The following is a 12,698-nucleotide window of genomic DNA, read 5'->3' as shown; positions in this document are numbered from 1 at the left end:
GGTGTGTAGGAGTCCAACCCCACTAGGCGCGATGCAAGGGGCTTTCGCCACTAAGCAAACAAGGCCGCTACCAGTTCCGGCAGGGCATGGAACGTCCGATCGGTGATCGGCAATGTCGGGCGCTTGAGAATGAACACCGGCAGACCCAGCGCGCGGGCTACCTCCAGCTTGGGTTCGGTGGCGACGCTGCCGCTGTTCTTGCTGATCAGAACGTCGATGCGCCGGTCGATGAACAGCGCACGTTCCTGGTCCAGGTCGAAAGGCCCGCGTGCACCGATCACCTCGCAGCGCGCATTGCCAGGGCAGGCCTGCAAGGCGCGCAGGGTCCAGAACTGGCCATCCGGGATGGCGTCCAGGTGTTGCAGGGGTTCCCGACCCAGGGTGAACAGCGGTCGGGCATAAGGCCCAATGCCCTGCATCAGCGCCGGCCAGTCTTCCACTTCTCGCCAGTCATCCCCCGCTTGTGCCTGCCAGGCTGGACGGTGCAGGGCCCAGCAAGGAATCCCGACACGCTGCGCGGCGCTGGCCGCGTTGGCGCTGATACGAGCGGCATAGGGGTGGGTGGCATCGACCAGCAGTGTGATGCCGTTTTCACGCAGGTACTGGGCCAGCCCCTCGGTCCCTCCGAAGCCGCCCACGCGTACCTGGCACTGCAGGTCGTCGGGCACCCGGCCGATGCCGGCCAGGCTGTAGATGTGGTCTGGGCCCAGCAGGCGCGCGATGGCCAGCGCCTCGGTAATGCCGCCGAGCAACAGAATGCGCGCGTTCATGGCTGACCCGCCCGGCCGACGATGCCGCCCTGGCGGTCGATGGCGACCACCTCGACGCTGACCTGCGCCGGCACGACGCTGCGGGCGAAGGCGAGGGCATGCTGGCACACGGCATCACCCAACTGCACACCCGCGCTATGGGCCAGCGCCAGGGCTTGCTGGCTGGTGTTGGCGGCCACGATGGCTGCCTGAAGCGCCAGATCGGCCCCGCCTGCCGCCGCCCAGCCCGCCAACTGTGGCAGGTCGATGCTCGAATGACGGCTGTGCAGGTCCATGTGCCCGGCGGCGAGCTTGCTGATCTTGCCAAAGCCTCCGCACAGGGTCAGGCGGGGCACCGGGACCTTGCGCAGGTGCTTGAGTACCGCGCCCACGAAGTCGCCCATCTCGATCAGGGCGATTTCCGGCAGCCCGTAGACACGACGCATGGTGTCCTCACTGGCGTTGCCGGTGCACGCGGCGATGTGGGTGTAGCCGTTGGTGTGTGCCACATCGATACCTTGATGGATGGAGGCAATGTAGGCTGCGCAGGAGAAGGGGCGGACGATACCGCTGGTGCCCAGGATCGACAGGCCGCCGAGGATGCCCAGGCGTGGGTTCATGGTCTTGAGCGCCAGGGCTTCACCGTCCCGCACGTTGAGGGTGACCTCGAACCCGCCGGTGTAGCCGCATTCGACGGCCAGGCCCTGCAGGTGGTCCGTGATCATGCGCCGTGGCACCGGGTTGATGGCCGGTTCGCCCACTGCCAGAACCAGCCCCGGCCGGGTCACGGTGCCCACGCCTGCGCCCGCGACGAAGTGCACACCGGGCTGGACACGCAGGCGTACCTGGCTGAACAGCAGTGCACCGTGGGTCACGTCCGGGTCGTCGCCGGCGTCCTTGAGGGTGCCTGCTTCGGCGTAATCGTCGACCAGCCGGCAGAACTCAAGGCGCATCTGCACCACCTTGCCCTTGGGCAGGGTGATGCTCACCGCGTCGCTGTCTGCACCGGTGAGCAGCAGACGCGCTGCCGCCAGGCTGGTCGCGGTGGCGCAGCTGCCAGTGGTCAGGCCACTGCGCAGCGGGGCGGCCTGTTCGCGGGTTTCTTCACGCATCGGCCGGCTTGACCACGTCGAGCAATGTGATGGGCAATGCTTGGCGCCAGGTATCGAAGGCACCCAGGGGCTGGGCATGGGCAACATGGATGCGGGTCAGTTCGCCGCCGTGCTGCTCCTTGAAGTGGGCCAGGGCCAGTTCGCTTTGTACCGTCACGGCGTTGGCCACCAGCCGTCCGCCTGGGCGCAAGCTGGACCAGCAGTGGGCTAGAACCCCTGGACGGGTGACTCCGCCACCAATGAACACCGCATGCGGGGGTTCCAGCCCGTCCAGTGCCATGGGGGCTTTGCCGCGCACCAGGTGCAGACCAGGCACGCCCAAGGCATCGCGGTTGTACTCGATCAACCCCTGACGGCCCTCGTCGGCCTCGATGGCCACTGCGCGGCATGCCGGGTGTGCACGCATCCATTCGATGCCGATCGAGCCGCAGCCCGCGCCCACGTCCCAAAGCAGTTGCCCAGGCTCCGGGGCCAGCCGGCCCAGGGTGATGGCGCGCACATCGCGCTTGGTCAGTTGGCCGTCATGCCGGTAGGCGTCATCGGGCAGGCCTGCCAGACGGTGCAGGCGCGGCGCTTCGGGCGCTGCCACGCATTCGATGGCCACCAGGTTGAGCGCGGCCGTTTGCCCGTGCTGCCACGTGGATGCATGCCCGTGCAACTGGCCCTGAGCCTCGCCACCCAAGTGTTCGAAGACCCACAGGCGGCTGGGGCCGAAACCCCGTTCGCGTAACAACGCTGCAATTGCCGCCGGGCTGTCTCCATCGTTGCTCAATACCAGCAGACGCAGCCCACCATGCAGGTGCGCGTTGAGTGCGGCCAGAGGCCTTGCCACCAGCGACACCACCTGGACGTCCTGCAGCGCCCAACCCAGGCGCGCAGCCGCCAGGGCGCACGAGGAGGGCATCGACAGCACCTGCATCTCGTGGGCAGGCACCTGGCGCGCCAGGCTGGCGCCCACCCCATAGAACATCGGGTCGCCACTGGCCAGCACGCACACAGGCGCGCCACGCAGCGCAAGCACGGGCGCGAGCGAAAAAGGGCTCGGCCAGTGCAGCCGTTCGCCGGTCACGCAACGCGGCAGCAGGGCCAGCTGGCGGGGGCTGCCGAAAATCCGCGCGCCACTGAGCAGCGCTCGGCGAGCTTGTTTGCCCAGACCGCTGAAACCGTCTTCGCCGATGCCTACTACCGTCAGCCAGGGTGCCATTGATACCTCTAGAGTTCGTGCGTGTGCAGCACGCCCAATTGTGCCTTTACCCGAAAGATGCTCGACCACCGGCTTTTCATGCGGGCGGCCAAAGCAGGCATAATACCGCGCCTTCTCCACTCAAGCGCAGTTTCACGGATTGCCGGACACCTCAGCGATGCCACCTCACGCTTCCTACAGTTCGCCTCGCCCCTCGGCTTGCCCGGGGTTGTGGCGTATCGTCAGCGCCCTGGATGGCGGCATCTGCCGGATCAAGCTGCCGGGCGGGGTGTTGCTGGCCCAGCAGGCCGAGGCCGTCGCCAGCGCCGCCGAGCGCTTCGCAGGCGGTGTGATCGAGGCCACCAACCGGGGCAACCTGCAGATCCGTGGCGTGGGGCCTGATCACCCGGGCTTGGTAGCGGCGCTGCTCGCCGCTGGGCTGGGCCCGCGTGAAGCGGCCGGCGACGATGTTCGCAACCTGATGCTCAGCCCCCTGGCCGGGCTTGACCCAGCGGGGGGGCTGGACGTCAGGCCGCTGGCAGGGCAGATCCTCGACCTGCTCGAGGGCACGCCACGCTTTCACGCGTTGTCGGCCAAGTTCGCCCTTCAGCTCGATGCTGGTGAACGCCTGGCCATGCTCGATCACCCGCACGACCTGTGGCTTTCGGTGCTTGAGCTTGAGCAGCGGCCCTGGCTCGCATTCGGCCTGGCCGGCAGCCTTGGTGAGGGTGACGTACTGGGTGCGGTGCCGTTCAGCCAAGGCCTGACCCTGGTGCGCGCCGTGCTCGAACGTTTTCTGGACCTGGCCACCCCAACCCAGTCGCGCATGCGGCATGTGCTGCAGGCCTGCACGGCAGCCGATTTCATCGGTGGGCTTGGCGTGGCGTTGCGCCAAGACCCCGCCGTGCTGGGCTGGCGCCGACCGGTTCGCCCGGTGACGTGGCTGGGGGCACTGCCTCAGCGGCGTGGGGTTGCGCTGGGCGTGGCACCGCCACTGGGGCGGCTCACCCCGGCCATGCTGCGTGAGGCGGCGCGTGTCGCGCGTGAACAGGGCGACAGCAGCCTGCGCTTGACCCCCTGGCAGAGCCTGGTGCTGCCCAACCTGGCGCCCGGCGGCCTCGACCAGGCGCAGCGCAGCCTGATGACGGTCGGGCTGCTCTGCCACGCGGCCGAGCCCCTGGTGCGCATCAGCGCCTGCACCGGCGCCAGCGGCTGTGCCAAGGCCTTGAGCGAGACGAAGGCCGACGCCGCGGCATTGGCCGCATTATTGGGCCCCGGGGCGCCTGCCAGCGTGCATCTCACTGGCTGCCCCCGGTCCTGTGCCCTGGCCCATACCGCCCCGGCCACGCTGCTGGCCCGCGCGCCCGGGCGCTACGATCTTTACCAGCGTGATCCCCGCCTGCCGGGGTTCGGCGCCCTGCGCGCCACTGACATTACCTTGAATGAAGCAGGCGCCATGCTCGACCTGCCGACGGAGCACCTTGATGATTGACTACATCCGCGATGGTCAGGAGATCTATCGCAATTCCTTCCGGATCATTCGTGAGGAAGCCCGACTTGAGCGGATTCCCGCAGACCTCGAAAAGCTTGCGGTGCGCGTGATCCATGCCTGCGGCATGGTCGATGCGATCGATGGCCTGCAATTCTCCGAAGGCGCCGGCCAGGCGGGCCGCCAGGCCTTGCTACGTGGCGCACCGATCCTGTGCGATGCGCACATGGTCGCCGAGGGCATCACCCGGGCACGACTGCCGGCGAACAACCCGGTGATCTGCACCTTGCGCGACCCGAGCGTACCAGACCTTGCCAAGGCCGCTGGCAACACCCGCTCCGCCGTTGCCCTGGAGCTGTGGCGCCCACACCTTGAAGGCAGCGTGGTGGTGATCGGCAACGCGCCGACGGCGTTGTTCTACCTGTTGGAAATGCTCGATGCCGGCGCGCCGCGTCCAGCGCTCATCCTGGGGTTTCCCGTCGGCTTCGTTGGCGCTGCCGAATCCAAGGCCATGCTGGCGGCCGACAGCCGTGGCGTGCCCTTCGTGATCATGCAGGGGCGGCTGGGCGGTAGTGCCATGGCCGCCGCGGCCGTGAATGCCCTGGCCACGGAGGTGGAGTGATGGCCCCGCGTGGACGCCTGATCGGCCTTGGCGTAGGGCCGGGTGACCCTGAACTGATCACGCTCAAAGCCCTGCGCCTGCTGCGCGAGTCGCCCGTGGTCGGCTACTTCGTCGCCAAGGGCAAGCGCGGCAACGCATTCGGCATCATCGAAGCGCACCTGCAACCCGAGCAGACGCTGCTGCCGCTGGTCTATCCGGTGACCACCGAAGCCTTGCCCGCCCCCCTGTCCTACGAGCAGGTGATCAGCGATTTCTATGACGAAGCCAGCGTACAGGTGGCCGAACACCTGGACGCAGGGCGTGATGTGGCGGTGATCTGCGAGGGTGACCCGTTCTTCTATGGCTCCTACATGTACCTGCACGACCGCCTGGCACAGCGCTATGAAGCGCAGGTGATTCCTGGCGTGTGCTCCATGCTCGGTGGAGCCTCGGTGCTGGGTGCACCGCTGGTCTATCGCAACCAGAGCCTGTCGGTGCTCTCTGGCGTCTTGCCGGCCGAAGAACTCAAGCGCCGCCTGGCCGACGCCGATGCGGCCGTCATCATGAAACTGGGGCGCAATTTCCCCAAGGTGCGGCAGGTGCTCGGTGAGCTGGGCCTGCACGCGCGTGCGCTGTATGTGGAACGCGCCACCATGGCCAACCAGAAAATCGTACCGCTGGACCAGGTTGACCCACAGTCCTCGCCGTATTTTTCGCTGATCATCGTGCCGGGGGAAAAATGGCAGGGCTGAACACGCAGGTAGCACCGGCCATCGTCATCCTGGGACAGGGCAGCCTGGCCACTGCCCGTTGCCTTCAGCAGGTCTACGCCCAGGCCACGATTCACGGCCTGCAAGGGCGCGTTCAGGGTGCAGACCAGGATTACAACGCCTTTGGCGATCTGCTGCGCAGCCTTTACCAGCGCGGTACGCCAATCATCGCCTTGTGCGCTGCGGGTATCGTGATCCGCAGCCTGGCCAGCCTGTTGGGGGAGAAGGGCAGCGAGCCGCCGGTGCTGGCCGTGGCAGAAGACGGCAGCGCCGTGGTGCCCCTGCTCGGTGGCCTCAGTGGCGTCAACCAGATGGCACGGGACATGGCCTCGGCGCTGGGTGTGTCAGCGGCCATCACCACCAGCGGCGAGTTGCGCTTTGGTACGTGCCTGCTCAACCCGCCCCAGGGTTACGCCTTGGCGGACCTGGAACAAGGCAAGCGCTTCGTTTCCGACCTGCTGGCCGGGGAGCCGGTTCGCATCGAGGGTCAGGCGCCGTGGCTGGCGCAGGCACAGTTGCCTGCCAGTGATGCCGCGCAGCGCACCATCCATGTAGGCCATCTGGCGCGTCCCGCCAGCCGAGACGAGCTGTTGATTCATCCCCGCTCCGTCGTGGTCGGTGTCGCAAGCGGCGATCTGCAGATGATTCGTGACGCGCTGCAGCAGGCCGGTATTGCGCAGGCGTCACTGGCCTGCGTGCTGGCCGATGAGCGGGCCATGGCGGACACCCGGTTGCAGGCTGCCGCGCAGGCGCTGGGTGTCGAATTGCGCTTTGCCGCTAGGCCCGACGATGTGGCTGGCATGGTGGGCGCTGCACTGCCCGATGCGCGGTTGCAGTGCCAGGGTGAGGTGGTCATCGCCGTGGCACCTGCGCCGATCGAAGTGGCTCAGGTTGGCCGTCGCCGCGGGCGGCTGGCGGTCATCGGTCTGGGGCCAGGCGCAGCGGAGCTGATGGTGCCAGCGGTCAAGGCTGAGCTGGCCCGGGCCGAGGATGTGCTGGGCTACGAAACCTATGTACGAATGGCAGGGCCGTTCCGGGACGATCAGGTGCTGCACTGCACCGACAACCGTGAGGAGATGCAGCGCGCCCGGCACGCATTCGAACTGGCCGCGCGTGGCCGTTCGGTGGTGGTGGTGTCATCGGGGGACCCAGGCGTATTCGCCATGGCCGCTGCGGTGCTCGAGGCGTTGCACGCGTCCACGGACGCTGCCTGGCACGCTGTCGACCTGGAGATACTGCCTGGTGTATCGGCCTCCTTGGCAACGGCTGCACAGGCTGGCGCGCCGCTGGGGCATGACTTCTGCGTGATGTCGCTGTCGGACAATCTCAAGCCCTGGTCGATCATCGAGAAACGCCTGGACCTCGCTGCCCAGGCCGATCTGGTGCTGGCCTTCTACAACCCGATTTCCAAAGCACGGCCGCACCAACTTGGGACCGCGCTGGACGTCGTACGCCGGCACCGTGGTGCTGATACACCTGTAGTCCTTGGCCGTGACATTGGTAGGCCGGGGCAGACGTTGCGCGTCGTCTCTTTGGCCCAACTGGTGCCAGAAATGGTCGATATGCGCACCATGGTGCTGGTGGGCTCATCGACCACGTGCACGTTCGAACGCCCAAATGGTGGGCAGTGGGTCTACACGCCGCGGTGGTATGGCGCCAAGCCCTGAAGCACGGTAGCTCGATCCGAGGGGGAAGCGTTTCGGCGCAGGATGAGCAGCGTCGAGCGGTTAGGTTCAAGGCCGAAGCCACCTGGTTTCGACCGGACCTAACTGGAGCCTTTGACATGACCACCAACAAAGAAAACCTTGAACTGCAAGTTTTGCCTGACATGAACCTGTTCGTGTTCCCCGACACCATGAGCGAGGCCAACCGTACTGCGGCCAAGGCCTGCCACGCCCTGGCTACCCAAGGCGCCAACAAGCAGCACCACCCGATCCAGGAAACCCAGGCCTGGTTCAACCAGTACGTGTTCCTGATGTCGAAGATGGGCTGGACACCCACGCGCGTTGATGTTCAGCGCATTACCCAGAGCGACAGGCACCTGGAAATCAGCAACCTGGTTGGCAAGGGGCTGCAAGCTGCCTATGGCGCCTTTACTGGTGACGTGGCCTCGGCGCTGGAAGGGTTGGGCAAGACCGTCGTTTCCGCACTGGCTGCCAGCACCAAGAATGTCGAACTGCTGGACCGCAAGTCCGTGGAGGATGACCGCAACAGCCTGAGCCTGAACAAGTGTGAGCAGACCGGTGCTGGCCAAGTCGCCATGATGGTGAGCGCAGTCCAGACCGATGCCAAGCCTGACAAGAAAGCCAACTACCTGTTGGCCAAATGGGAGAGCAGCGGCACCACCAACTATGCCTGCGGTGCCGTGCTGAACCTTGATCAGCGCCAGTACGAGAAAGTACGCGCCGTTGTTGAAACCAAGCTCGACGACAACGCCCTGGAAGTGTTGCTGGCCCTCGAAATCTAACCTGTCGGTATGGCTCACCGGAGCCTTGGCTTCGGTGAGCCTGGAGGGTGCATCAATGTCAAATAACTACAGCGTGTGGCGCAATGGCAACAGCCTGGTGCTCGTCGACAAGACCATCAGCGAGTCCTGCAGGCTCGACATGCTCAATATCCAGCTGGCGGCCTACCTCGCCGCGTGCAATGGCGGGGTCTCAGGGGTTGATGGGGACAGCTGGCTCAAGGAATACATACGTGTGCAGAGCGGTTTCGGCTGCACGCTAGCCACGCTACGGTCGCAAACGACACCCATGGTGCCGGTTGCCGCTTTCAGGCCTTGGACCATGCTTTGCGACAGCCTTCTCCAGGCTACGCCTCACCACCTTCGCGAAGCTGTCGCGCAGTGTCTGGAAGCCTGCGCAAGCAGTGAAACATGTGATAACCGGATAGGGGGGCGCTGTGACCTTGGCGAACCCCTTGGCGACACCTGCCTGAACCACGCGCATGCCGAGGTTCGGCTGGTGCTGCCTGACTATTCCATCATCAGCACTCAATTGAACCTTGGAAGTCGAGCGCCGCTTGATACTGACTGGCTCTGGCAATCGTTCGACCCTCCGGCGGTGCCGGCCTGCTGGCAGTTCCAAGGGCAGTATTTGATCGATTCCAGGCGTATGAACCTCATCGGGCCGGGGCTTGCAAAAAAACTTCAGGCCAAGCTCGCCCTTCATCGCAGCGAAATCAGCGTGCAGGAGCCGAACCATGACTAACACCGACGCATCATCGATCGCCGGCCAGCTGGTACACAGCAGTGTGCTGGTCTTTTTGCCAGGCGTATGCCCGCAAGCACGTTCAGACATACTGCTGGCCAACGCTTTTGCTCAGCAGGTGGCATGGGGGGATTTGAAAGACGGTCTCGAACCTGACTGGTTCAGGAATTACTGGCGCAACCTCGCTGCCCTGGGCTTCGATGGCAAGCTGGCGCCAGCAGGGCGGCGGCCGGGGCCTGACCGGGGCAGCCTCGCTGCGCAGGCAATCGAGCACATCAGCCAAGCGGGCTCTGCCCGGCTGGGCGAAGCGGCCAACCAGGCGCTGGAGGCCTTACGTCGTGATGACAAGGCTCTGAAACTGTTCAGCAGCCATTCGATCGTGGGCACTCAAGCGCGTGTGCAGTTGTTGCCCTGCGCCCAGCAGTCCAATGGCTTCATCGACATGGTGCTGCTGCACATGGATGTCTCGATGGAAAAAAGCGCCAGCGACTTCCTGTTCAAGGGCGCGAGCAACGGAATCAGTGTGAGAGACCTGCGACTGGAAGTGATCCATTTCAATCTGCAAGGGTTTCGTGAGGATTATCGGCGCAGGGCAGAGGCCAGTGTTGCGCGAACGGCCGAGCGCGTCATCAGGGATTTGGTGCTCTAGTTGCGCGGCGAGCTGCCGTCCGGACCCAGGCCCTGATCGGCATTGGCCGGCTGCTGGCTGGCCCAGTATTGAATCAACTCTCGCAGTTGCGACAATTCGACGGGCTTGGCCATGTGGCCGTCCATGCCGGCTTGCTTGGCGCGGTCCTTGTGCTCGGCAAGGATATGCGCGGTCAGCGCAACGACGGGCGTGTGCGCGCGCTGGTTGGCGGCTTCCCATTCGCGCAGGCGCCTGGTTGCCGAGAAACCATCCAGAACCGGCATTTCGCAATCCATGAGCACCAAGTCATAGCGCTTGGCTTTCATCGCTTCAAGAGCTTCTTCGCCGTTGGACGCGGTATCGGGCTGCAGGCTCAGCTTGCCGAGCATACCGCGGATGACCTTGGTCGAAATGGTGTTGTCCTCTGCGACCAGCACGCTGAAATGCGGGGGCAGGTCGAGCGCCTGGGGCTGGCCGGGTGCAGCCGCCGGCAGCGCCTGCTCGCGGCCGCGTTGAGCCAGTTCTTCGGCCAGGGTGGTCTTGAGTGTGTAGCCAGCCACCGGTTTGGCCAAGATCCGCTTGATCCCGGCGTTGCGCGCGATGATCTTGCTGGGCGCGTTGCTGATACCGGTCAGCATGACCACCAGAATGTCGTGATTGAGGCTGGGGTCTTCCTTGATCTTGGCGGCCAGTTGCATGCCGGTCATGCCGGGCATGTTCTGGTCCAGGAGCACCGCGTCGAAGTAATCGCGAAGATGAGCCTTGGTACGCAATAGGGCCAGGGCCTCCTTGCCCGAAGGCACTGCGCTGACATTCATGCCCCAGGCGCTGCACTGTTGGACCAGCACCTTGCGGCACGTGTCGTTGTCGTCCACCACCAGTACCCGCGCGTCGCGCAGCGGTCCGTCCAGGTCGGTCGGAGGTTGCTCGAGGCAGGCTGGGTCCAGCGGCAAGGTCAGCCACAAGGTATTGCCGGTGCCGGTGCTGCTCTTGATGCCGAATTCCCCATGCATAAGGCCAATCAGCTGCTTGGCGATCACCAGCCCCAAGTGGCCGCCCAGCCGATTGCTGGACAGGAAATGCCTGCTGTGCAGTTCTGCCTGCAACAGCGCCTCGCGATCGGCTGCCGGCAAGGGATCGCCGCTGTCCTGTACGGCGATGCGCAAGCGGGGCACCTCGCCGCGCTGGTCCAGTGCAACGACAAGCAGAATTTCCCCCTGGTCGGTGTTTTTCAGTGCGTTTTCCATCAGGCTCGACAGCGCCTGACGCAAGCGGGTGGGGTCGCCACTGACCACGCGGGGCACCTGGGGCTGGGTGAAGCTGATCAGCTCGATGTTCTGCTGCTCGGCCTTGGCCCTGAAGATGTTCAAACAGTCTTCGATCAGCGCGTTGAGGTCGAACTGGACGTCGTCGAGTTCGATCTGGCGGGACTCGAGCTTGGAGATATCGAGTATCTCGTTGATCAATGTGAGCAACTCGTTGCCCGCGCTGTGAATGGTCTGGACGTAATCGCGCTGCTTGACCGATAACGGCGTGCCCAGCAGCAGTTCGGTCATGCCCAGCACGCCATTCATGGGGGTACGTATTTCGTGGCTGATCTTGGCCAGAAACTCGGCCTTGGCGTTGATTTCGGCGTCACTGGCCGCCAAGGCGCGGCTGACACTGAAGCGCTCTTCGTTGATACGCCGAAGCCGGTCGCTGACCGCCAGGTTCAACAGCAGCCCGCTCGCCACCGCCAGCCCCAACAGAATGCACAGCAACCAAGGCGTGGAGGTGCGGGTAAGCCCAAGCAGGGCAGGCAGCAGCACCAGCCCGCCAACGTTGAAGATGATCATCGCCAGACCGAACAAACGGGCCGGAGCGTAACCTCGGTACCAATGGTAGCTGCTGACCACCAGCATCGTGACGCTGCCCAGTGCCATCAAGGCATAGGTCATGAGATTGAGCGGCAAGGTATCGATGAACAGCAGCACGATCCCGCTCACCCCCACCAGCAGCATCTCGCCGCTCAACAGCCGGTTAAGGCGCGGCGTGTTGCGCGGTGCGAAGAAGTGCTGGGTGAAATACAGCCCAGCCAGCCCCGCCAGTACCAGCGTAAGGTACGCCGCTGGCGTCTGGGCGCTGTACCACACATGCCACCATGGGCCGCTGAGGTTCAGCAGGATCAGGCCACTGAGCAACATCAGGCCATGGTAGAACGCCAGGATCAGCGCAGTGCTCGAGCGGCTGTAGATGAAGCGAATCAGGTTATGCAGGATCAGCATCACCAGGCCACCGAACAGCATGCCGAAAAGCAACGGCTGGGTCTGGTTGGCGGCGGCTCGCGCAGCAGGCTCCAGGCTGATGGCCGGGCGCAGTTGGTGTTCCGATACCAGGCGCAGGTAGATATCCAGGCCTTGCTTGCTGTTGGGCAACGGCAGCACGTGGTCGCTGCCGCGCAATGTGGGGTTGGCACTGCCGGCTTGGCGGCCGTGATGCAGGTGGCGTATCAGCTTGTCGCCTTGCAGCGCATACAGGTCCAGACCCGACAGATCAGGTGCGAAGACGCGCAGCAATTGTTCCTGCTCACCAGGCTCTAGCCGATAATGCAGCCACAGGGCCTGGTCGGGGGGCGCTGCATCGAGTTCTGCCAGCTCCAGCGGGCTGAACTGGTTGCGATAACGGTCCGAGCGCACGTCGCTCAGTTGCAGGTTGCCTTGTTCGTCGAGCAGCAGGGCCCAGCCACTGTCATGTTCCGCCATCGCGGGGAGCATGCAGATCAGGGTCAGCAAGCTGACGATCAACGCTGAGGCAATCCGGAGCCGGCGCACTACGAAATCCCTTCTTGGCCCATGTGCGGGGTGCTAACTATGCGCGGCGTGCCGAGTTGAAGGCAAGGCCCGCGGGCACGCCGACAAGACGGTTGCCGTGCGCCCGGCTGCACGGGCCCGGGCGCCTCGACATTACAGCGGTGAAGC

The 12,698-nt window shown here is 64.9% G+C and carries 11 protein-coding genes; 7 read left to right on the top strand and 4 right to left on the bottom strand.

Going from position 1 to position 12,698, the window contains the following annotated elements; translation table 11 throughout:
* Nucleotides 1–50: 50 nt before the first annotated feature.
* The 3 genes from FH041_RS14890 to cbiE are packed head-to-tail and all read right to left on the bottom strand — an operon-like array spanning nucleotide 51 to nucleotide 3,065.
* Nucleotides 51–770, bottom strand: coding sequence for a cobalt-precorrin-6A reductase (locus FH041_RS14890; protein WP_027915284.1), 720 nt, complete (start codon nucleotides 768–770; stop codon nucleotides 51–53).
* Complete coding sequence (locus FH041_RS14885) at nucleotides 767–1,861, bottom strand: cobalt-precorrin-5B (C(1))-methyltransferase (protein WP_110607096.1); 1,095 nt, start codon at nucleotides 1,859–1,861, stop codon at nucleotides 767–769. The genes FH041_RS14890 and FH041_RS14885 overlap by 4 nt, the downstream gene beginning before the upstream one ends.
* The gene (gene cbiE, locus FH041_RS14880; protein WP_125922146.1) at nucleotides 1,854–3,065 is read right to left on the bottom strand and encodes a precorrin-6y C5,15-methyltransferase (decarboxylating) subunit CbiE; all 1,212 of its coding nucleotides are present in this window, start codon (nucleotides 3,063–3,065) and stop codon (nucleotides 1,854–1,856) included. The genes FH041_RS14885 and cbiE overlap by 8 nt, the downstream gene beginning before the upstream one ends.
* Before the next feature lie 157 nt (nucleotides 3,066–3,222).
* On the opposite strand from cbiE, the gene cobG reads away from it, so the two are divergent.
* From cobG to FH041_RS14845, 7 genes are all read left to right on the top strand, one after another.
* Nucleotides 3,223–4,536 carry a precorrin-3B synthase gene (gene cobG / locus FH041_RS14875; RefSeq protein WP_140174797.1) on the top strand — a complete coding sequence of 438 codons (1,314 nt, stop codon included), beginning with the start codon at nucleotides 3,223–3,225 and terminating at the stop codon, nucleotides 4,534–4,536.
* Entirely contained in the window at nucleotides 4,529–5,155 is a 627-nt protein-coding gene (locus FH041_RS14870) for a precorrin-8X methylmutase (RefSeq protein ID WP_027915280.1), read from the top strand. The genes cobG and FH041_RS14870 overlap by 8 nt, the downstream gene beginning before the upstream one ends.
* On the top strand, nucleotides 5,155–5,886 hold the full coding sequence (locus tag FH041_RS14865) for a precorrin-2 C(20)-methyltransferase (protein ID WP_104925741.1): 732 nt from the start codon (nucleotides 5,155–5,157) through the stop codon (nucleotides 5,884–5,886). Before FH041_RS14870 ends, FH041_RS14865 begins: the two co-directional genes overlap by 1 nt.
* A complete protein-coding gene (gene cobJ, locus FH041_RS14860) occupies nucleotides 5,874–7,571 on the top strand; it encodes a precorrin-3B C(17)-methyltransferase (protein WP_027915278.1) in 1,698 nt (565 codons plus the stop codon). Before FH041_RS14865 ends, cobJ begins: the two co-directional genes overlap by 13 nt.
* 116 nt (nucleotides 7,572–7,687) lie before the next feature.
* Nucleotides 7,688–8,371: a hypothetical protein gene (locus FH041_RS14855; protein WP_027915277.1), complete on the top strand. Its 684-nt coding sequence runs from the start codon at nucleotides 7,688–7,690 to the stop codon at nucleotides 8,369–8,371.
* Between the two features lie 34 nt (nucleotides 8,372–8,405).
* The gene (locus FH041_RS14850; RefSeq protein ID WP_134325434.1) at nucleotides 8,406–9,113 is read left to right on the top strand and encodes a hypothetical protein; all 708 of its coding nucleotides are present in this window, start codon (nucleotides 8,406–8,408) and stop codon (nucleotides 9,111–9,113) included.
* Nucleotides 9,106–9,762 (top strand): hypothetical protein, encoded by a 657-nt coding sequence (locus FH041_RS14845; protein WP_027915276.1) that lies wholly within the window; start codon nucleotides 9,106–9,108, stop codon nucleotides 9,760–9,762. Before FH041_RS14850 ends, FH041_RS14845 begins: the two co-directional genes overlap by 8 nt.
* Here FH041_RS14845 and FH041_RS14840 read toward each other — a convergent pair.
* Nucleotides 9,759–12,551 (bottom strand): hybrid sensor histidine kinase/response regulator, encoded by a 2,793-nt coding sequence (locus FH041_RS14840; RefSeq protein WP_042139369.1) that lies wholly within the window; start codon nucleotides 12,549–12,551, stop codon nucleotides 9,759–9,761. The two genes, FH041_RS14845 and FH041_RS14840, sit on opposite strands and share 4 nt — an antisense overlap.
* Between the last annotated feature and the right edge of the window lie 147 nt (nucleotides 12,552–12,698).

It is taken from the genome of Pseudomonas sp. SWI7, assembly GCF_006351945.1.
Classification (GTDB): Bacteria; Pseudomonadota; Gammaproteobacteria; order Pseudomonadales; family Pseudomonadaceae; genus Aquipseudomonas; species Aquipseudomonas fulva.
Note: the sequence above shows the minus strand (reverse complement) of the source record. Positions and strands in the feature narration are given on the sequence as shown.

What these genes read in the sequence shown, in the direction of transcription:
- FH041_RS14890 (WP_027915284.1), bottom strand. Translation starts at nt 770, where the DNA reads ATGAACGCGCGCATTCTGTTGCTCGGCGGCATTACCGAGGCGCTGGCC.
- FH041_RS14885 (WP_110607096.1), bottom strand. Translation starts at nt 1,861, where the DNA reads ATGCGTGAAGAAACCCGCGAACAGGCCGCCCCGCTGCGCAGTGGCCTG.
- cbiE (WP_125922146.1), bottom strand. Translation starts at nt 3,065, where the DNA reads ATGGCACCCTGGCTGACGGTAGTAGGCATCGGCGAAGACGGTTTCAGC.
- cobG (WP_140174797.1), top strand. Translation starts at nt 3,223, where the DNA reads ATGCCACCTCACGCTTCCTACAGTTCGCCTCGCCCCTCGGCTTGCCCG.
- FH041_RS14870 (WP_027915280.1), top strand. Translation starts at nt 4,529, where the DNA reads ATGATTGACTACATCCGCGATGGTCAGGAGATCTATCGCAATTCCTTC.
- FH041_RS14865 (WP_104925741.1), top strand. Translation starts at nt 5,155, where the DNA reads ATGGCCCCGCGTGGACGCCTGATCGGCCTTGGCGTAGGGCCGGGTGAC.
- cobJ (WP_027915278.1), top strand. Translation starts at nt 5,874, where the DNA reads ATGGCAGGGCTGAACACGCAGGTAGCACCGGCCATCGTCATCCTGGGA.
- FH041_RS14855 (WP_027915277.1), top strand. Translation starts at nt 7,688, where the DNA reads ATGACCACCAACAAAGAAAACCTTGAACTGCAAGTTTTGCCTGACATG.
- FH041_RS14845 (WP_027915276.1), top strand. Translation starts at nt 9,106, where the DNA reads ATGACTAACACCGACGCATCATCGATCGCCGGCCAGCTGGTACACAGC.